At 60.0% G+C, this 19,754-nt stretch carries 15 protein-coding genes; 3 read left to right on the top strand and 12 right to left on the bottom strand.

The window, feature by feature from the left end; translation table 11 throughout:
• Positions 1–410: 410 nt before the first annotated feature.
• The 6 genes from HPY67_00075 to HPY67_00050 form a co-directional block, all read right to left on the bottom strand.
• Positions 411–1,520, bottom strand: a complete 1,110-nt coding sequence (locus HPY67_00075) for a polysaccharide biosynthesis tyrosine autokinase (GenBank protein NPV03120.1) — start codon at positions 1,518–1,520, stop codon at positions 411–413.
• A 65-nt stretch (positions 1,521–1,585) separates the two neighbouring features.
• On the bottom strand, positions 1,586–2,674 hold the full coding sequence (locus tag HPY67_00070) for an AAA family ATPase (GenBank protein ID NPV03119.1): 1,089 nt from the start codon (positions 2,672–2,674) through the stop codon (positions 1,586–1,588).
• 2 nt (positions 2,675–2,676) lie between these two features.
• Positions 2,677–4,098, bottom strand: a complete 1,422-nt coding sequence (locus HPY67_00065; GenBank protein NPV03118.1) for a hypothetical protein — start codon at positions 4,096–4,098, stop codon at positions 2,677–2,679.
• Positions 4,099–4,193: 95 nt separating this feature from the next.
• Positions 4,194–5,606, bottom strand: a complete 1,413-nt coding sequence (locus HPY67_00060; protein NPV03117.1) for an outer membrane beta-barrel protein — start codon at positions 5,604–5,606, stop codon at positions 4,194–4,196.
• Between the two features lie 162 nt (positions 5,607–5,768).
• Complete coding sequence (locus HPY67_00055; protein NPV03116.1) at positions 5,769–6,608, bottom strand: sugar transporter; 840 nt, start codon at positions 6,606–6,608, stop codon at positions 5,769–5,771.
• A gap of 560 nt (positions 6,609–7,168) precedes the next feature.
• Complete coding sequence (locus HPY67_00050) at positions 7,169–9,448, bottom strand: tetratricopeptide repeat protein (GenBank protein ID NPV03115.1); 2,280 nt, start codon at positions 9,446–9,448, stop codon at positions 7,169–7,171.
• Between the two features lie 705 nt (positions 9,449–10,153).
• Between HPY67_00050 and HPY67_00045 the strand changes: the two genes are divergently transcribed.
• The 3 genes from HPY67_00045 (at position 10,154) to HPY67_00035 (ending at position 13,502) form a co-directional block, all read left to right on the top strand.
• Positions 10,154–11,209, top strand: coding sequence for a CoA transferase subunit A (locus HPY67_00045; GenBank protein NPV03114.1), 1,056 nt, complete (start codon positions 10,154–10,156; stop codon positions 11,207–11,209).
• Between the two features lie 44 nt (positions 11,210–11,253).
• Complete coding sequence (locus tag HPY67_00040) at positions 11,254–12,129, top strand: acyl CoA--acetate/3-ketoacid CoA transferase subunit beta (protein ID NPV03113.1); 876 nt, start codon at positions 11,254–11,256, stop codon at positions 12,127–12,129.
• Between the two features lie 215 nt (positions 12,130–12,344).
• Positions 12,345–13,502: an acyl-CoA dehydrogenase gene (locus tag HPY67_00035; protein ID NPV03112.1), complete on the top strand. Its 1,158-nt coding sequence runs from the start codon at positions 12,345–12,347 to the stop codon at positions 13,500–13,502.
• Positions 13,503–13,585: 83 nt separating this feature from the next.
• On the opposite strand, the gene HPY67_00030 is transcribed toward HPY67_00035, so the two are convergent.
• The 6 genes from HPY67_00030 to HPY67_00005 all read right to left on the bottom strand — a co-directional run bounded on the left by HPY67_00030 (position 13,586) and on the right by HPY67_00005 (position 19,564).
• Complete coding sequence (locus tag HPY67_00030; protein NPV03111.1) at positions 13,586–14,317, bottom strand: enoyl-CoA hydratase/isomerase family protein; 732 nt, start codon at positions 14,315–14,317, stop codon at positions 13,586–13,588.
• 111 nt (positions 14,318–14,428) lie between these two features.
• Entirely contained in the window at positions 14,429–14,761 is a 333-nt protein-coding gene (locus HPY67_00025; protein ID NPV03110.1) for a hypothetical protein, read from the bottom strand.
• Complete coding sequence (locus HPY67_00020) at positions 14,658–15,221, bottom strand: enoyl-CoA hydratase/isomerase family protein (protein NPV03109.1); 564 nt, start codon at positions 15,219–15,221, stop codon at positions 14,658–14,660. The genes HPY67_00025 and HPY67_00020 overlap by 104 nt, the downstream gene beginning before the upstream one ends.
• 111 nt (positions 15,222–15,332) lie before the next feature.
• Positions 15,333–16,973, bottom strand: a complete 1,641-nt coding sequence (locus tag HPY67_00015; GenBank protein NPV03108.1) for a fatty acid--CoA ligase — start codon at positions 16,971–16,973, stop codon at positions 15,333–15,335.
• 88 nt (positions 16,974–17,061) lie between these two features.
• Positions 17,062–17,838 carry an alpha/beta hydrolase gene (locus HPY67_00010; GenBank protein NPV03107.1) on the bottom strand — a complete coding sequence of 259 codons (777 nt, stop codon included), beginning with the start codon at positions 17,836–17,838 and terminating at the stop codon, positions 17,062–17,064.
• Between the two features lie 274 nt (positions 17,839–18,112).
• A complete protein-coding gene (locus tag HPY67_00005) occupies positions 18,113–19,564 on the bottom strand; it encodes a B12-binding domain-containing radical SAM protein (protein ID NPV03106.1) in 1,452 nt (483 codons plus the stop codon).
• Positions 19,565–19,754: the final 190 nt, after the last annotated feature.

The raw sequence follows: 19,754 nt of genomic DNA, 5'->3' as shown, positions 1-19,754 counted from the left end.
TTCCACCCTCAACCCTGCCCTTACCACCGAGGGGGTGAGTGGGGGAGATTTCAGGGACATAGCAAGAAGGCGCGCTTTCGCCCCGTCGGTTACATGGGAATGCCGATGAATCTTTCATATCGTTTCTTTCAGGAGTGCACACTCTCGTGGAACGCAACTCCCGGTCAAGTTGACGGCCACGGGGGTGGGGGACCCGCTCCGTTGAGGCCATCTATATATTTTCGCTTTTCTTGCCCATGCGCGGCACCGTTCATTGTCTTCACAAGAATGATGGGCTTCGTCAATTGTCTCCGCTCAATTCCATCTCGTGTGTCACCACGCCAGGCGTGCGATACGCCTTCGAAGCAGCCAGGATCTCTCTACGTCAATCGGGATTCGGGACTTGGAATGCTTCGACTTTACGTCAGGGCTCAACTGTCTTTTTTGAAAAACCGAAACACATTTTTCATGATCCTGTCCGCTACCGTTGCATCGTCGCCGCGCTCCTTCGAGCTACCATACCCATAACGGTAGTAATAGCGGGATGAGCCGAAATACCGAGCATTGAGTTCTTTCGACTCCAGGGCCAAGTCGTTCAGGACAACACCGAGAACTTTGGAAGGGTCGATTGTCGTGAGTGCCTGCTTCACGGTTTCGCGCGGCGTCGAACCAGCCCTGACCACCAGGATGATGCCGTCGACGAGCTTGGTAAGCACGCTGGGCTCCGTCGTGGCCAGCAGGGGCGATGAGTCGAAGATGATATATCTGTCACTGTAGCGGCTCTTGAGTTCATTGACGAGAGCTTCCATCCGTTTGGAGCCGATCAACTCGACAGGGTTCTCCCTAGTACTCCCACTCGAGAGGATCGTGAGCTTTGCGATTTTTGTCTTCAAGAGCAGCTGCGGAATGTCTGCACCTCCGGTCAGGTAATCGGAGAGCCCGCGGCCGTTGGTCAACCCAAACCAGCGGGAAAGAGCGGGATTCCGGAGATCGGCATCCACGAGCAGCGCATAGGAGTGCAGGTCATGGGCGAGGATGGTGGCCAGGTTGGTAGAGACGAGCGTTTTTCCCTCCCCTTCCGCGGCACTGGTGACCATGATCGTCTTGGGCTGATTGGGAAGCTTCAGCGTAAGGAGCTGCGTCCGCAGCTTTCGAAACTGCTCGGACACAACGGAGCCGGGCTCGCGGTATGCCACCAGTTTCTCGTCGAAATCGGGGAAGACGATCTCATCCGGTACCGGCAGGGAAATGGGCGGATAAACCCTTGCCGGCTGCGGCTCCGTGTTCTTCGCCGAATATGCTTCGACTTCTTCGGAAACCGGGATCGAAACGGGTGGGATAGCCCTTGCCGGCTGCGGCTCCGGGATCTTCGCAGGGGTTGCTTCAATTTCCTCGGGCACCGTCAAGGGCACCGGCGCTGCTGCCCCTGTGAATGTCGGCTCCGGAATCTGTGCGATCGTCTCCCCTTGAGCCCCCCCCAGGCCCTTTGCCTGGCTGCGCTCCTTTTCAGCTTTCTCGAGAGCCTTGTACAACTTCCCCATGTGACCGCCCGTTTCTCCTTTTCAGTGTATTCGGTTTATCCGGTCTGTTGCGCCATACCGTGTTTTCACTGTGCCCTCTCGTTCCTCTGCCCCGGGTCAGCGGAGGGAATAGCCTGCTCAACGGAAAAACCAGCCGTGCGTACCGCTTCGGCGGCTTTATCAAAGCGTTCGAGGGAGGTGATCTCGAGGACTCTAGAAATCTTGCTGCGAAAGACCTTCTGTACACTTTCCCCTGCGTAAGGGCGATTGCCGAAGCTGAGATCTCCCCACCAGGCAACGAGGATCCCCGCAATGGCAAGGATGACGATTGCGGGCAGAAAGATGGCCTTCCAGCCTTTTCTCACAGCAGGCCCTTCCATGTCCTTGATGACCTCGCGCACGATGTTTTTGTCTATTCGATGTTTCTCATAGACAAAGCCCGTCATCAGGCTGTTGTCGCATATGACATTGATGAGCCGGGGAATCCCCTTGGAATACTTGTAAATCTCCTTGATGGCATCGTCGTCGAAGAGATCTGTGTTTCTTGCCCCCGCCGCCTTGAGCCTTCGAACGATGTACTCTCCTGTTTCCTGCCTGTTCAAGGGCTTGAGGTTGAAGCGCAGCGAAATGCGCTGCTTGAGCTGGCGGAATTCGTTTTGTGCCAGCGTTCTGTCAAGCTCCGGCTGGCCCAGAAGGACCACCTGCAGCAGCTTCGCCTTAGGCGTCTCAAGGTTGGTGAGTAGCCGTACCTCCTCAAGGAGGGCAGGCGACAGCGTCTGGGCCTCGTCGATGATGAGGACCACCCGTTCCCGTCGGGCATAGCATTCCATGAGGAAGGTGTGGAGCAGGGAAAGGAATTCCCCCTTGGTGGAAAACCCATCTGTTTTCAGCCCGAAGTCCTGGCAGATGTACTTGAAAAAGTCGCGAGTGCCGAGCTTCGGGTTGAACAGGTGGGCAATGCGCGTGTGACTGTCGAGCCGGGACAGGAGCATTTGCACAAGGGTCGTCTTACCCGTGCCGACCTCTCCTGTGATGACCGTGAAGCCCTTTGACTCGTTAAGAGCGTAGGTCAGGTGGGCCAGCGCCTCCCGGTGGCTCTCACTCAGGTAGAGATACCTGGGGTCCGGCGTGATCTCGAACGGCTTGTCTTTCAATCCGTAAAATTTGTTGTACATAGTTACGATGCCTTGCTGATGATTTTGGGGATGTTGGCGAGCACCTTGAGGCCTAGGGTGGCCTCCACATCCTCTGGGTCATGAAAGGAGCGATCGATTTGCTCACGGGCGAAAATGCCCCCCAGGCCGCAGGCCAAACCAGCAATGAGACCCATAAGTAAAATCTTTGGGATGTCAGGCTGGAAAGGCTTGTCAGGCACCCTGGCCGGGTCCACCACGCGGAACTGCTCCCCCTTCTGACGCCTCTCAAGATTTTCTGCTTGCTGGGCCTCTTCGCTCTTCTTCAATAATGACTCATAGAGCCTCTTGGTGTTTTCATACTCCTGTACGAGCGAGGACATCTGCTGTTCCCGTACGGTGGCCCCCTCGATCCTGGCCCGATACTGTCCGATTTGTGCTCGCAGCTTGCCGCTTTCTTCCTGAAGGCGCCTGATCTCCATCTCTGTCGCTGTCATATTATTCGCGAGTTCCCGATAGCGCGGATCGTTTTTGATGTTAAAGACCTCCTTGCGCTTTTCCATTTCGGCGATCTTGCGCTTCAGGGTCACAACATCGGGATGTCGATCGGTGTATCGCGACTGCAGCTCCGCCAGATTTTTCTTCATATCGTCAAGTTGGGTCTCGAAACTCCCCCGGGACCTCGTCCCTGAAGCTCCTTCAGCAGGTTGCGCAGAAGGGTTTTCCAGCTCTCTCATCTGCCTACCGATCAGCAGCTGCCGGTCTTGCGCCGCTCTCAGGCTCTCTTCGTTGCGCTGGTATAGCTGCTGAAGCTGCTCCAAGAGCCGGATGTTTGTATCCCTCTGTTCCGGCAATTCCCCCAGATGCTTCCGTTTGTAGTCCGCCAGTTCTTTTCCCTGAGCCTCGAGTTTCTCCTTCGTCGTCTTGAGCTCGTTCGAAAGGAACTCCGAAGTGCCGACGGCCTGCTGTTCTCGTTGTTTCAGATTCTCCTCGATGAAGAGCGAAGATATCTTGTTTGCCACGGCGGCCGCCATGACAGGATCTTTCGAAGTGTATTTGACTGCGAAATAGCCAACGTTTTCCGATGCTCTTTGAGGGATTTCCACTTTGATATTCTGCCTCATCATTGCGACGAGAGCCTCACGGTCCATCTTCTTCGACTCTTCTGGGAAGAGCTTCAGCTCGTCGATGACCGCCTCCAGCCTCGTGCGGCTCATGATCTCCTGGCTGATGGAGTTGAGCCGCTCCGTGATGCCGCTGGTTACCGTGGACCGGACCAGTTCGGCCGGGATTCGCGGAGGCGTGACAAGGACAAGTGTAGACGCCATGTATTTTCTCGGAGTCAAAGCTGCAACGAGGCAAGCGCCCAGGAAAACGACCACGAGAGGGATAATAAAGTAGAGCTTCCTGCGCAGGAAGATTTCCTTGTAGTCGTCGAGGTTGTAGGAGCGGCCGGGGTTGATCATATTCGGCACCCGTCTAGTCAGTCTATTGCGTCCATTCAGGCTGTTCGGTCATTCGACCAGATCATCAACGTTGTGTTCGAAGACGTACGGAAAGGCTAGAATACGTTGTAGCTTGCTGTCAGCGTCAGGAAGGCATGCCACTCGTCGTAGCTCGAGGTCGGGATATTCGAGTCACACTCCGCATAGCCGACCCGCACACCGATGCTGAGCCACCGCAGAACCCGGTAGTCTGCCGTGACATCTGCCGTATAGAGCCAGTCCTTTCGCGGGTTCTGGGCAAAGTCCGTCCGCTCGACGATTCCGACCAATCCCGCGGAGAACCGCTCTGTCAAGCGATGACTCACTACAGCCGAAGCACGGTAGTACTGAGTGAAACCCAAGTTTTCCGCAGAGAACAAATCTTCGCGGTAGCCTCCTTCGAGGATCAGGGTGTACGTTGTCAGCCTGTCCCTCTGCGTGAGGCTGAGCAATCCGTTGAACCCGTCCTCGGCATCCCCCCGGTCGGGGTCCCACCGGAAGTAACCCGCCCTTGCTGTACCGGTCAGCGTTGGACTGAAGCAATAATCGATCCCAACGGCGGGAGCATGCACGATGTAGTCGTTGCCCGAGTCGTCGTAGTCACGGGACAAGAATTCGTAATCCACGAAAAGCGTCGTTGTGGCGCTTGTGCGATGGTTGTAACGCGCGTAGGCCCTGTGTCCGGTTAAATCGGGTGACCGCTGGAACTCCCCGTCCGTGTATCCGTACTCGAGGACGACCCCGTTTCTCTGGTCGAACCAGTACGTGAGACGAGGGCTGACATAGTGCTCCGTGCTGTCCTCGTATGCGCTGCTGTCATTTCGAAGAATATTGTTTCGATAGTACAGGCCGATTGTGCTCTCCCGAGCGAACTGCCAGTCAACGGCCGGTTCGACCACGTTGCGCCAGTATCGCTGCCTGCCCGCAAACGACGTCAGGAGATGGCCGGTTTCACCTGCCCCGAAAAGCTGCTGACGAGGCTCGTCGGAACGCTGGAGAAAATTTCGGAGCCGGAAGGTCAGACGCGGGTCGGGATTGTATCGAAGGTTCACAAGGCCGTCGTGGCTGACGTAGTTCCTTTCGCTTTCGTGGGCGTAGAAGTTGAAACCGGCCCGGTAATTCAACTCCGCGCCGAGGCGCGCATCGTTGCTGATGAACGAGATCCCCGGGAAGATGGTGGTGATCCAGTCCTCCTTCTTGCCTGGGCCGTCGGGCGAAAGATCCACGTTGCTTGTGTACCGCGCCTGGACGCTCACGAAGGGCCGCAATTCCAGACGAGCCCCACCGGGCAGAGGCACAGGACCGGCAGGTCCCCTTTCTCCGGTTATCGTAAACGGCGCCAACCGTTCAGTCGTCGCCGAAGTCCCCGGGGGCGCGGTTGACCCGGACGGGCCGGATGTACCTGCTGCACTGTCCTGTCCGGCCGCATGGTTTGCCAGGATAAGTAGAAAAAACAGACACGCCAGCGCGATCGATTGCTTTCGTCTCACAAAGAGCCCCTCCTTTTTGGTTGAATCCGTCTGTGCTGTCTATTCTATCTATCAGGGAAAATGACCGGTCTCGGCGAGTCGCAGAAAATACAATCTCTGTGTACGATTGGGATTGCCGAGTCGACCTCAAGGCCTTCTCGCAATGACATTCTGCTGGTCGGATTAGTTTGGAACGATGATGATGTCGCCGGACTTGAGGATGACGTCCGGATGACCCGCATCGCCGTCGATGATCTTGTTGTAGTTGACCCGGATACGGGATTCCTTGCCCCCCTCCTTGCGGAGGATCGTGATCTTCTTCTTGTCTGCCCAGTCGGTAAAGCCGCCTGCAAGGACAATGGCCTGCACGAGGGATGTTTCCGTGCGGAGACGGATCACCCCCGGTGTTCTCACTTCGCCTTGGACATAAATTTTGTAGCTGTTTGCCTCCGTCACGATGACGGTGACATCGGGGGTGTCTACGTACTCCCGGAGCTTGGCCAGCAGCACTTCCTTGAGCTGAAGAGGCGTGAGGCCTGCCGCCTTCACGTCGTCCACAAGGGGAATGGAGATCATCCCGTCCATGCGGACGGGAACGGTGCGGGACAGGTTGTCCTCTTTCCAGACATAAATATAGAGGACATCCTCGGGGCCGATGACGTAGGTTCCGCTGTCGGCTGCCACGGCAGCCTTTGCCTGCTTCTTCTGTAGTTCGTCCCTTGCCGTGGATTCCTTCTTCTCTGGTTTACCGGAGTCGGGGGCCGTTTGTTGAGCCAAACCCGGGATGGGATTTAACAGGAGACAATACACCAGCAGAAACAGACCTGCGATCTGAAGCCTTCTCATCCTCTCTCTCCAAAAATCAGGTAACCAGGCCGGTCCGGCCCCGCTGAGATACGCGTTTCCGATGCCGTAAGCAGCACCGACAGTGGCTGGCGACGTGTAACACATTATAAAAGGCCGCTTCAGACTTGGCAATAAATAATTGTAAAAAAATTTTACGATAATTATCCCCTTGCTCATCGTACTTACAGGTATTCTACGCAACCGACTGTGGAAAGCAATACGACGAAAGTATGAATTATTCGTTTGCCCGAAATAACAAAATTTCCTTTCCTGGATACAGCTTCGCCCCCTCGATTACAAATTTTCAAAAAATGAATCGAATCAGACCGATGCATCGACTCCTCAAAACCCGTATCCATACAGATCTTGGATTAAAGGGAGAGGAGAGGAACAGACCCGGCCAGGCGACGTCAGTGAAAGACTTCCGCAGTGCGAGCTTTCAGGCGAACGTGCTGATCGGTATTGCATTATGATGGTGCAACTATCATTCCAAACACGGCTTCTAAAAAACTTGATAATCTATAACAATATTAAAGTATTACATTGAAAACGCCCTCTGATGCGGGTTCCAGGGCTTAAGATTTTCTAGATTTGTCGGTTATTTTTACATCAAATTTGCGGAATAACTTGAAAACATTGGCGATTTATATTTTTCCGCGTTAGTAGCGGAGAGAGCAAAAAAGAAGGCCGGCTGAAAAAACCGACCTCCTTTTTTTGTAGATTGCCCCTTTGCGGCCTTACTTTTTTTGTAGGATTGCCCTCGCCTCCTCGTTTCCCTTGAATTTCGGATCGAGTTCGAGGGCCTTCGTGAGCTCTTTCCGGGCGAGGTCGGCATTGCCGTTCTTGTGATAGGCCATGCCGAGGTGGTAGCGGACCATGGGCTGGTTGGGAAGCTTTTCTGCCGCTTCCTTCAGGTAGACGATGGCCCTTGTGTAGACGTTCTTTCGGTAGTAGACCCACCCCAGGGTGTCGGCCATGTAGGGGTTGTCGGGAAGGGCCTCCTTGGCAGCCTGGGCCAGTGTGAGGGCCTCGTCGAGATTTGTGTTCTCGTCGGCGTAAATGTAGGCCAGGTTGTTTGCCGCCGGCGGGAATTTGGGGTTGATTTTCAGGATCTTCCTATAGTTCTCCTTCGCAAGGTCGTTCTTGTTCTGGCCCTGGTAGATGCCGGCCAGTGCCATGAGGGCTGAAATCGAGTTTGGGTTCTTCTGCAGGGCAGTGTTGAGTTCGCCTACGGCCTTGTCGGCCATGTTCTGCCTCACGTAGAAGCTGGCAATCGACACATAGAGATCGGGCGCGCCGGGGTCGGACTCGATGGATTTACGGTAGTATTGCTCGGCCGATGCCGTATCCTTCTTCGTTTCGTAAAGTGCCCCGAGGAGATTATAAAAATAGGGGTTGCCCGGGGAGGCCTTGAGCTGTGTCTCGACCCGTTCGATGGCCTTCTGAGTCTCGCCCTGGGCCATGTGGGAGTTGACGATGTAACGCATGGGCTCGACGGCGCCGGGCTGAAGCATAAGGGCCTTCTCGAAGCGGGCGAGGGCCTCCTTCTCCTGCTTGCGGGCAAGGTAGACTCGCCCCGACTGGACATAGGCCGCGGCGTTCTGGGGGTTGATCTTGATGAGTTCCTCGAAGGTGCTCCCCGCCCGCCCCCAGTCACCCCTTACGACATAGGCATTGCCTAGCCCCATCAGCGCGCGGGTGTTCTTCGGGTCTTCCTTGAGAACAGCCTGCAGGGTCTCGATGGCCGTCTTGCTGTCGCCCGTCGAAAGGGCCATGTCGGCCAGGACGAGCCTCGGCTCGAGCCAGCGGGGGTTGAGGTTGATGGCCTCGGTGATCCGGGCCTTGGCCTGCTGCACGTCACGGTTGCCGAACTGGGCAAGACCCAGATAGTAGTGTCCCGCGGCCGACTTGGGGTTGTCCTTCAGGTAGCCCTGAAGCAGCGTGATGGCCTCCGCGAACTCGTTTTTCGCCACGTGGATCTGGCCCTGGATGATCGTCGCCTCGTGGCTCTTGGGGTTGATCTTCCGTATCTTCTCGAGGGCCTTGGAGGCCTCGTCGGTCTTGCGGTCGGCCAAGTAGTGCTCGGCCAGCTTCACCTGCGGCGCGACGCTGTCGGGTTCGCTGTCGGCTGCTTTTTTGTATGCCTCGAGGGCCTTGTCGCGCTTGTTCCACGCCATGTAGAAGTCGCCCAGGTAGACGAGGGCTGCGGCCTTCTTGTGGGCGACCTCTGCGGCCTGTACGAATTGCCTCTCGGCATCCTCGAGGCGCCTCTGCGAGATGTAGAAGTTCCCGAGGGCAACCCAGGCCGTCGTCTCCTTGCCGGCGAGCCTCGTCGTCTCGATATAGGCCTCCTCGGCCTCCTTCTGCCTGCCCGATCGCGCGTAAAAGCCCGCAAGGGCCAGCCGTGCTTGAACGGAGCCGGGCTCGGCAGCCACGGCGGCCTTGAAGGCCTCCTCGGCCTTGGGCAGGTCCTTGTTCAGGATGTAGAGCCCGGCAAGGTTCAGATGGGACTCCGCCTTCTTCGGGTCGGCCTCGACGGCCTTTACGGCCGCGGCGATGGCTTCGGGAAGCTTGCGGTCACCAAGGTGTACCATGCTCATCAGCTGGTGCCCCTGGGCGTTTTTCGGGTCCCTTTCGAGAATCAGCCTTGCCTGCTCGCGGGCCTTCTCGGGCTCCCGTGCCATGAGGTAGAGACGTCCCAGTTGCAGGCGGGGCTCGAGGAAATTCGGGTCGAGCTCGACCGCCTTGCTGAATGCGGCATGGGCCTCGCGGGGGTCTCCCGCCCCGAGTTGGGCCATGCCGAGTTTGTGCTGGGCCTTCGAGTCGTTGGGATCGATTTGCAGGACGTTCTTGAATTCGATGACGGCCTCCCGGAACTTGCTCTCCGCCAGGTAGGCCTCGCCCTTCTTGAAATGGCTCTCCTTCTTGCTCTCCTTGCTGCAGCCTGCCATACCCGCCGGAAGGACCATGCAGAGAACCGCCACGAGGGCCCACGTCCAACGATTCCGATAATGCATTCAAGTACCTCCGTCACGGGTCTGTCTATTCGACCTGTCCGGGCCCGCTGTCGGGACAGGCAGTGTTTCATCACAGGTTTTGAGTTTATACCACTATCGACCCCGAATTGAAACAAAAGACCGGGGGTCCGACGATTGGGGTTGGGGCAGTCGGCCGGGGCGGTGCTCCTGGACTGTTTTTTCCGGGGAAAAGGCCAATTTTTTCTTGACAGTGCGGCCGCGATTAATATAAAGCCGATGTAGCGTTACAATCATGGCAACACCCGGGATTCACGGTTCCGGGTGCCTCATATCCTCCGCTCACCCGATGACCAGTTTCCCCGCCCAGCGGGGATATCGATAGGGAACGCAGTCAACCAGAGGCGGGGCCGCTGAAACAGGCATTCCGCGAGGCAAACCCCATCGATAAACCGGTATCGTATCCAGGGGCCCACAGGAGAGACGGCATTGCCCCTGGTTTCACCCGTTCCCACAAATAGTCAAGCACAGTGGAGTTGCGCCCGCGCCGGGCAGGACGACCCTGAGGGGGATTTACCGCGTCGCAATCGGGCCAGAGCAAAGCGTCAGCGTCCGCGAGACTGAGCTTTTCTCATATTCGACCGGAAAGGAGGTGAACCGCCGGATTTCAGGATTATTGGGGGAGTCTTTCGTGCTCATTATCATTACTGATCGTGGGGCTCTACGAGTACCGAAAAGGAGGTAACAATGCCACGGCTTCGCACACAGACCAAAAAGGCACAGATCATGTCCCTCGAGGAAGCCTGCAAGGCTTTCATGCACGACGGGGCCATGGTCGCCTGGAGTGGTTTCACGGGCTTCAACCGGAACCCCTTCGCCTTTGCCTGGCAGACGGTGCGCCAGGGGGTGAAGAACCTGCACGTCATTGACCGTCACGGGAGCTGCTGCACCTGGCTGCTGAATGCGGCCGGCGCCATGAAGATCTACGAGACGGACTGGATGGGCTGGGGCGAGATGGCCGGAAAGCTGGACGTCAACCTCGAGAGGCGCTACAAGAAGGGGGAGATGATTCTCGAGGATTACTCGCACGGCGCAATGGCCATGCGTTTCCTGGCCGGTGCGATCGGCGCGCCGTTCATTCCCTACAACGCGCCGCTCGGCTCCGACCTCTACAACCCCAAGTACGACGCGCTCGGCAGGGCCGGCATGCGCGACGGCAAGAACCCGAAGATCCCCAAGAAGAAGTTCATCCAGTTCGAAGAGCCTTTCTGGGGCGAGGGTGAGACGATCCTGCTGCCCGCCGCACGGCCCGAGCTGGCCGTCATCCACGTCGCCCAGGCGGGCGACAAGGGTACGGCGCGCTGGCGCGGCGTCGGCACGATCGACAAGGAAATCGCCTACGCGGCCGACAAGGTCGTCATCCTGGCCGAGGAAATCGTCCCCGAGTCCGAAATGAGAAAGGTGCCCGAGGCCAACCAGATCCCCTACTTCGTGGTGGATGCCATCGTGGAATGCCCCTGGGGCGCCTTCCCGAGCTCCGTTCCCTTCTACTACGACTACGACGCACCCTTCATGAGGGGCATGGACGCCGCGTCCAGGAACCCCGAAGACATGAAGAAGTGGCTCGACGAGTGGGTCTACGGGCCCAAGAACTGGGAGGAATTCATCGTGAAACTGGGCGCCAAGCGGCTCCTCGACCTCAAGGCCGACAGCGTCACCGGCTACAGCACGAGGATGATGAGAGGCAAGAAACCGGCACCCAGGATGAAGATGCCTCTGTCCGTCGCCATGAGCGGATACTAAAGAAAGGGGGGAACACGACTATGGCAAAAACAATGGAACAGTTGATGGAATTGATCGACAAGATTCCCGATGAGCCGGCGAAGCCAGGCGAGTTCATCCTCCCGGAGCTGATGGCCATCCAGATCGCTCACCAGGTTCGCAACGACGACATCGTGTTCGCGGGCACGGGCCTTCCCATGGTCGGCATCATGACGGCGAACTTCATCAACGCGCCCAACGCGCTGCTGATCTACGAGTCCGGGATCTGCGACGGCAAGACGATGCACGTCCCCATGTCCGTCTGTGACCAGCGGGCGGCCAACATGAGCTCCACCCTGGGCGGCCTCGTAGACACGTTCGGCTACTACCTGCAGAACGGCTACGTCACCCTGGGGTTCCTCGGCGGCGCGGCCATCGACAAGTACGGCGGCGTCAACGTCACCTCCATCGGGGACTACTACAGCCCGGCCCACCGCTTCACGGGCTCCGGCGGGAACTCCGACATCGGGACGATGGCGCACCGCACGGCGTTCATCATCCTCCAGGAGAAGCGCCGTTTCATCGAGCGCAACGACTACACCACGACCCCCGGGTGGTGGTGCTGGGACTTCAAGACCAACGAGTGGAAACCCAAGAAGGAGGTCTGGAAGGGCACGGCGTACGCCAATTCGGGCCCCGTGGCCGTCGTGACCAACATGGGCAACTACGCCTTCGACGAGAAGGGCGAGATCTACCTCAAGTCCTTCCACCCCGGCGTCACCATTGAGCAGATCAAGGAGAACTGCGGGTTCAACCTCAATGTCTCCCGCGTCGAGGGCGAGACGAAGAAGCCCACGTACAAGGAACTGTTCGTGCTGAGAGAGTTCGTTGACCCCGAGCTGATCTTCCTGCCGCAGAAGGTGGAATACCCTGCGCACATCCAGAAGATCATCAACGGCTGATCGAAACAGGAAAACCTGGGGGAGGTCAGGGAGCCGGGTTCGACGGCGAACCCCTCCTTGACCTCCCCGTCACAACCTGATATGGGCAATCATCCATCCATCGCCGGGGGTGCGCCCGCGGGTGGGTGGTTTTATATTGATTGGGAAAAGAAGATCGTCGTCGCGCAGGCGATGACCGTCTCGCTTTAATTCTGGAGAGGGGAGGCAAGAGATTTATGAATCTGGAACTGACAGAAACCCAGAAAATGATCCAGGACACGGCCCGCAACTTCGCCAAGGCGGAGCTGGAGCCCGTCGCCGCCAAGCTGGACCAGCAGGGAGACCGGGAGACCTTCCTGAAGAACCTCAGGAAACTCGGCGAGCTGGGCCTCATGGCCATCAACGTCAAGGAGCAGTACGGCGGCTCCGAGGCCGGCGTCATCGCCTTCAGCCTGGCCGTCACGGAGATCGGCAGGGCCTGCGCTTCGACGGGCGTGACCATGTCCGTCAACAACATGGTCTGCGAGGTCATCCAGGCCATCGGCAGCGAGGAGCAGAAGAAGGCCTACATCCCGAAGATCGCCTCGGGCGAGTACTACGCCGGCGGTTTCGGCCTCACGGAAACGATGGCGGGCTCCGACCCCTCGGGAATGAAGACCACGGCCGTCCTCGACGGCGACTCCTGGGTCCTCAACGGCTCGAAGATCTTCATCACCAGCGCGGAGTACGCCGGCGTCTTCGTCGTCTGGGCCGTCACCGACCCCAAGGCCCCCAAGGGCAAGGGCATCAGCACGTTCCTGATCGAAAACGGGACCAAGGGGTTCACGATCGGCCGGGCCGAGCACAAGATGGGCCAGCACGCCTCGGCCACCAACGAGCTGCTCTTCGAAGACTGCCGCGTCCCGAAGACAGCCCTCATGGGTAAGGTGAATGACGGGTTCCGCACGGCAGTCGGCGAGCTGGCCGGCGGCCGCATCGGCATCGGGTCCCTCGCGCTCGGCATCGGGCAGGCGGCCATCGAGTATGCCACCAAGTACGCCATGAACCGCTTCCAGTTCGACCAGCCCATCACCAACTTCCAGGCCATCCAGTGGATGATCGCCGAGAGCTACACGGAGCTCGAGGCGGCGCGGCTGCTCCTGATGAACGCGGCCTTCAAGAAGGAACAGGGCAAGTTCTTCGCCCGCGAGGCCTCCATGGCCAAGTACTACGCCACGGAAGCGGCCGAGAGGGCATGCCACGCGGCGATCCAGATGCTGGGCGGCTACGGCTACACCAACGAGTTCCCCGTGGAGCGATACTACCGCGACGCCCGGATCACCTCGATCTACGAGGGCACGAACCAGATCCAGCGCCTCATCATCGCAAGGGACATCCTGAGCAGCCTGAAGTAGGCTTCATCAAGCGGCAAGCAGAAGAAGAGGCAGCCCGTAAAAAGGCTGCCTCTTTTTTCTCAGCAGGAAAAGAGGGGACCCCCTCACTTCCTTGCGCTCTCCGAGGCCTTCTTCAGCAGGTACTCCTGGAAGATTCGGTCGTGTTCCTTGCAGAAGGATTCCTCGAAGCCGAGGCCCGAGGTGTCGATCATCAGCTGCTTGGTCCTTTTCAGGGCATCCAGGGGCGTCTCCAGGATCTCCGTGGCGATCTTCACGGCCCTCTCGAGGAGCTTCTCCGTGTCCACGACCTCGCTCACGAGACCGATCCGGCAGGCCTCCATGGCATCCACCCGTTTTCCCGTCAGGCAGAGGTGCCTCGCCAGACCCTCGCCGATGATCCAGCGCAGGGGCGTCACAAGCGGCGGGATGCCGAACTTGATCTCGGGGTGACCGAAGACGGCCTTCGGGGAGCAGATCCGGATGTCGCAGAGCTTGGCCAGGTCGAACCCGCCCGCCAGCGCGGGGCCGTTTACCGCGGCGATGGTGGGCTTGGGGAAATTCCAGAGTTCCCGATGATACGCCGATGACGTCTCGAAGAGCTCGCCGTACAGCTCGGGCCGGCCGAATTCCGTCAGGTCGAACCCGGCGGTGAATGCTTCGCCGGCACCCGTAATGATCATCACGCCGACCGCAGGGGAATCCCTCCACTTGCCCATGCATGCCATGATCTCCCGGCGCATCTCGATGGAAAGGGCGTTTCTGCGCTCGGGACGATTGAGGGTGAGGATTCCGACCCCTCCCGCCAGCTCGACGGCCTGTATGGTCTTGAAGTCCATAGGTGCCTCCGGCATATCTGGCCAGTATTCCTTGGCTGCACTATCTCTCACCGATCACCCAAGGTGTCAGGTATCAGGAAAAGGCACAGGAAGAGGGAAATCGGTCACCTGTCACCTGCCACTGAAAACGGCCGCGCGCTTGTCGAAAAACGCCGTGAGGCCCTCGCGGTAGTCGCTGGATTTGGCCGCGGCGATCATTCCCGAGCGCTCCAGCTCCAGCTGCCGGTACAGGAGGCCAAGCATGGCGTTGTTGAGGTTCTCCTTGGCGATCGCGAAGGCACGCGTCGGGCCGGCGGCAAGCTTCGCGATGATCTCGCCGGCCTCCCTCCAGAGATCGGCGTCATCGACCACCCGGTTCACCAGGCCCCATTCCATCGCCTCCTGCGCCGAGAGAACGGGATCGAGGAGGACGAGCTCCGTGGCTTTTCCGAACCCGATCAGCATGGGCACCACAAGGGTCCATGCACCGTCGGGGACGAGACTGATGCTCGTGTAAGCCTGGCGGAATATGGCCGAGCGGGCCGCGACCCGGATGTCGCAGGCCGCTGCCAGGCTGAACCCCCCCTCCCCCGACGGGCCCGTTGACGACGGCCACGACGGGCTTCGGCATCTGCCGGATGCCCATGATGATCACGTTGAAGACCTTGATGAGCTGCCGGACGATGTCCTGCGGGTGGGGATCCATCTTCTCGCGAAAGAGCTTCAGATCGCCTCCCGAGCAGAAGGCCTTGCCCTCCCCCGTGATTGCGACGACGCGGATGCCGTCGTCATCGTGGCACATCTCGAGGGCCCGCGCCAGATCATTCCCCAGGCCGAAGTCTATGGCGTTGAAGTTCTTCGGCCTGTTGAGCCGGATCGTGGCCACGGCCCCATCGCGTTCGAATCGGATGTTCTGGAAATCCATCGGCGTCCCTCGCGTTTCTTTCAGGCCCAGCCCGCCCGGCCGGGCTGTCTTGAGTCTTGGATTGCGTCTTTGGGATGCGGGCGGAACAATCTCCTTGCCGTCTCTCCGTGTCTACTTCGCATACATCTCGCGCAGCCTGACCTTGTTGATCTTGCCGACGCTGGTCTTGGGGATCTCCGCCACGATCTCGTAGCGGTCGGGCAGGCCGTACCGGGGAATCTTGCCCGTCTCGACGAAGGACTGCATGAAGGCCTTCAGATCACCGGGGGAAGCCTTGGCATCAGGTTTCAGGACAACCAGCATCATCGGGCGCTCGCCCCATTTTTCGTCGGGGACCCCGATGGCGGCCGTCTCGGATACCGCCGGGTGCTGGCTCAGGAGATTCTCGAGTTCAAGCGACGAGATCCACTCGCCGCCGGTCTTGATGACATCCTTGAGCCTGTCGGTGATCTGGATGTAGCCCTCGGGGTCGACGTTGGCGATGTCGCCGCCGTGGAGCCAGCCGTCAGGCCACAGCAGCTTCGACTGCTCCGGGTCCTTGACATACCCCGCCGTCAGCCAAGGGGCCCGCATCACGAGTTCCCCCGTTGTCTTTCCGTCGTGGGGAAGCGGCTTGCCCGCAGGGTCGACGATCTCCATCTCCACGAGCGGGATGGGCAACCCCGTCTTGATCAGGACGTCGACCTGCTTTTCCTTCGGCCACCCGAGCATGCCCGGTTTCAGCGTCGCCAGGCTGATGATCGGACACGTTTCGGACATCCCGAACCCCGACATGACCTCGATCCCGAGTTCCATCGCAGCCTGGGCCAGCCCCTTCGGGAACCGCGCGCCGCCGATCACGACACGCCAGCGCGAGAGGTCGAGCTTCTTCACGGCGGGGCTCGAAACGAGCATGTGGAGGATCGTGGGCACGCAGTGCGAGAGGGTGACCTTCTCGGTCAGGATGAGCTTCAGGAGCATCTCCGGCTCGTAGCGGCCCGGGTAGACCTGCTTGACGCCCAGCAGCGTGGCGATGTAGGGGATCCCCCAGGCGTGGACGTGGAACATCGGCGTCATGGGCATGTAGACGTCGCTGGAGCGGAACCGGCAGGCCGAGTCGTAGGCGCCCAGCGCGATGCAGCCGCACAGGGTGTGCATGACGAGCTGCCGGTGTGTAAAATAGACCCCCTTCGGCAGGCCCGTCGTCCCCGTCGTGTAAAACGTTGTGGCCCGCGTGTTCTCGTCGAAATCAGGGAAGTCGAAGGAAGCCGAGCTCTCCTTCAGCAAAACTTCGTACTCGGCGTCGAAGGCGCCTTTCGCAGCGGCCCCGGCAGCGTCGTCGGCCAGGAGGATGATCTTCCTGACCGTCCTGAGCCTGTCCCGGATCGCCTCGAGGATGGGCAGGAAGTCGGTGTGCACGAGCAGGATATCGTCCTCGGCGTGGTTGATCGTGTAGAGGATCTGGTCCGGCGAAAGGCGCCAGTTCAGGGTGTGCAGCACCGAACCCATCATGGGGATCGCGAAGAAGCACTCGAGGTAGCGGTGGCTGTCGTAGTCGAGGACGCCCACCGTGCCGCCGGGTTTCAGGCCGAGCCCGTCGAGTGCGTTGGCGAGCCTGTGGACCCTTTCGTGGAAGGTCCGGTAGCTCATGCGCAGCTTGTCCCTGTAGACGATCTCCTGGTCCGGGGCGTACAGCAGGGGCGTCACGAGGAGCTTCTTGATGATCAGGGGATAGTTGTAACTTTCGCCGGGCTGGAATTTGCGTCCGCTCATGGTCCCTCCTTTCGGCGTCGATTCGGTTTCTCTCTCCGGTCTCTTCCGTGTCCCGACACCCGGGCTTACGGCACCGTGAATCTCCTCCTCAGGGCAATTGACGCACGAACGCGGTCAGGACGTCATTGAACTCCGCCGGTTTCTCCCTCATCACGTAGTGGCCTGCCCCCTCGACGAGGGCCAGCTTAGCGCCCGGGACGGCACCGGCGATGAAGCGCGAGAGGTCCGGCGGCGTCATCTTGTCTTCGTCCCCGCAGACGGCCAGCACCGGGATGCCGATCTTCGAGACCGTCGATGCGATGTCCATCCTGTCGCAGGCGTAGAGATCGCCGTACAGCACATCGGGGTTTACCTTTTCGAGCCCGGCCTGCAGCCAGGGACCGACGGCATCGCGGTTCGGCTTGGAGACGGCGAATTTGACAATCATGGCGATCACCCCGGGAAGATCGGTGTGGATCTTTTCGAGGATGGCGGGGTTGACGGGCATTTTCACGCCGCCCCCGACGGGGACGATGGCCGACAGCAGACTGCCCTCGTGGATCGCGAAATTCATGCTGATCGCCGCCCCAAGGGAGTGACCCACGAGGACGGGCCCCTTCAGGCCCAGGGCACCGATCGTCCTTTTCACCCATTGCACGTAGCGCATCACGTCGCGCTCGCCCGCTCCGCCGGACAGGCCGTGGCCGGGGAGGTTGACGGACGCCACGTTGAACTCGGCCTGAAGGGCCTCGTACTGGTGCTCCCAGAGCGTGTGGTCGCCACCGGAGCCGTGCACGAACACGATGCCCCTGCGACCTGCTGCGAACCCGCCGTCGTTGACCCAGCAGGCGATGGGCGTGCCGTCGATCATAAATTCCTGTATCATGGGTCCCCCTTCCGAATCGTCGTTTTTCTCTCTCGTGTTTATCTGGGACTGTTCTGTGCGCCCGGCGAGACGGTCATGCGTCTTGCGTGTCAAGTTGCGCAAGACGGCTCCACGCGATCTTACCGACCCGTACCGGAAGAAAATCCCCCCGATCCCCCTTTTGTAAAGGGGGAAGTCCGGAAGCATCCCCTCTGCAAGTGAAGACGCTCTTCAACCCCCTCCTTTGGAAAAGGCGGGCCGGGGAGGATTTTGCAGGACCGGTTCCCGCATGGACTCAGGGCCGCTCGACCTGCCCGGCCAAGCGGACGGCCTCCCTGCGGAGCTGCTCCGCCTCCCGCCTTCCCGGTGACCCTCCGTCCAAACCGGCAAGGTACGCATCGAGGCCCTCGGGCACCCTGCCGGCGAGGAGTTCGTCCATGAAGCCGAATTCACGGTAAACCCTCCTGTCCTGCGCAAAGGGCTCGTTGCGGTACAGAAGCGCCGCGAGCCTGCGGGCGAGGGCAAACAGGCCCAGAACGTGGTCCGTGTCGAGGCCGCTGTACGGCTCGAAGTAGTACACGGCACCCGATTCCCTGAAGCGCCCGTCTTTTGCCAGCCTCGCCTGGATCGGCGTGCCGGGGTACGGGATCAGCATCTCCGTGTAGGCGATCTCGGCCCCGTTCTCGAAGAGGCGCCTCGCCAGCGCGAGGGTCTCGCGGATCGTCGCAACCGTGTCCCGCGGCCCGAAGAGGATGAAGCTCACCACGGGTGTCAGGTTCTGCTCCACGCAGAGCGCAACGCAGCGCTCGACGGCGGCCGGCGTGATCCCCTTGCGGTAGTAGTCCAGGATCCTCTGTGAGCCCGATTCCGCCCCGAAGTACAGGGCCCCGAACCCGGCGTCGGCGAGGATGCCGGGCAGCATGGGGTGTTCGCAGATGTCGTCTATACGCCCCTCGGCGAAGAACCGGATGCGGCGGTGAAACCCCTCACCGGCGATCGCGCGACACAGGGCACCCACCCTTCCGGCGTCGGCGGTGAAATTGTCGTCCGAGAAAAATACCCTCCGCGCCCCAGCCACGTCAAGGACGCGGATCTCATCGATCACCCCCTCGGTCCGCCGGGCACGGACGGCCCCCCCGTAGAGGGTGCGGATCGAGCAGAAGGTGCAACGGCGCGCGCAGCCGCGGCTCGAGGCGATCCCCCGCGCCCAGTAGCGCTTGCCGTCGACCAGGTGATGCGCCGGGGCCGGGAGGCCGTCCAGGTCTTCCCCTTCCCTGCGGGGGTTGCGGATCACCCTCCCCCCCTGCCGGAAGGACACGCCGGCAATCCCGTCGAAGCGGCTCCCCGCCCGGTATGCGCGCAGGATCTCGCGGATCGCGGTCTCGCCCTCCCCGCGGACGACGAGGTCCACGTCCCCGTGGTCCCGGAGAATGCGGTCGCCGAGGATCGTGGCGTGTATCCCCCCGAGGACGGTGAGGACCCCGGGCAGACGGGACTTCACCCTCCCGCAGACCGACAGGGCGGACGGGAAGCTGTCCGACGTGGCCGTGACGCCCACGATGCCCGGATGCAGCCTCGTGAGCGCCTCGCCGAGCCTTGCCGGCGGATCTGCTGCATCGCTCACGTCGAGATCGAGGACCTCGACCGCGGCACCATCCTGCAGAAGGGCCCCCGCCAGGCACAGCAGGCCCAGCGGGGGAAGATCCGTCCGGCCCCCGAAGGGGGGATTGACGAGGAGGACATTCACGAATGCATCTGCTCTCTCTTCCCGCCGATCAGACCGGAATCCCCCCTCTGCCCCCTTTGCAAAGAGGCTGTGTCGCAATAGGGAGTAGGGGCTGAGTTCTTTGACAAAAAAATATCCGTAACGCACCTCGAAGGATCGCCAACCCCGGCCCGGTGTGCTAGAGTGCTCCGCGAAAGGAGATGCGCTCATG

The sequence above is a fragment of the Syntrophaceae bacterium genome (assembly GCA_013177795.1).
GTDB lineage: Bacteria > Desulfobacterota > Syntrophia > Syntrophales > UBA2192 > UBA2192.
The sequence above is the reverse complement of the archived record's forward strand: the minus strand, read 5'-3'. Positions and strand labels throughout refer to the sequence as shown.

Excerpts from the sequence above, each read along its gene's own strand:
- HPY67_00040 (NPV03113.1), top strand. The coding sequence starts at position 11,254 with ATGGAATTGATCGACAAGATTCCCGATGAGCCGGCGAAGCCAGGCGAG.
- HPY67_00035 (NPV03112.1), top strand. The coding sequence starts at position 12,345 with ATGAATCTGGAACTGACAGAAACCCAGAAAATGATCCAGGACACGGCC.
- HPY67_00030 (NPV03111.1), bottom strand. The coding sequence starts at position 14,317 with ATGGACTTCAAGACCATACAGGCCGTCGAGCTGGCGGGAGGGGTCGGA.
- HPY67_00065 (NPV03118.1), bottom strand. The coding sequence starts at position 4,098 with ATGATCAACCCCGGCCGCTCCTACAACCTCGACGACTACAAGGAAATC.
- HPY67_00045 (NPV03114.1), top strand. The coding sequence starts at position 10,154 with ATGCCACGGCTTCGCACACAGACCAAAAAGGCACAGATCATGTCCCTC.
- HPY67_00075 (NPV03120.1), bottom strand. The coding sequence starts at position 1,520 with ATGGGGAAGTTGTACAAGGCTCTCGAGAAAGCTGAAAAGGAGCGCAGC.
- HPY67_00055 (NPV03116.1), bottom strand. The coding sequence starts at position 6,608 with ATGAGCAAGGGGATAATTATCGTAAAATTTTTTTACAATTATTTATTG.
- HPY67_00015 (NPV03108.1), bottom strand. The coding sequence starts at position 16,973 with ATGAGCGGACGCAAATTCCAGCCCGGCGAAAGTTACAACTATCCCCTG.
- HPY67_00070 (NPV03119.1), bottom strand. The coding sequence starts at position 2,674 with ATGTACAACAAATTTTACGGATTGAAAGACAAGCCGTTCGAGATCACG.
- HPY67_00010 (NPV03107.1), bottom strand. The coding sequence starts at position 17,838 with ATGATACAGGAATTTATGATCGACGGCACGCCCATCGCCTGCTGGGTC.
- HPY67_00020 (NPV03109.1), bottom strand. The coding sequence starts at position 15,221 with ATGGATTTCCAGAACATCCGATTCGAACGCGATGGGGCCGTGGCCACG.
- HPY67_00050 (NPV03115.1), bottom strand. The coding sequence starts at position 9,448 with ATGCATTATCGGAATCGTTGGACGTGGGCCCTCGTGGCGGTTCTCTGC.
- HPY67_00025 (NPV03110.1), bottom strand. The coding sequence starts at position 14,761 with ATGCTGATCGGGTTCGGAAAAGCCACGGAGCTCGTCCTCCTCGATCCC.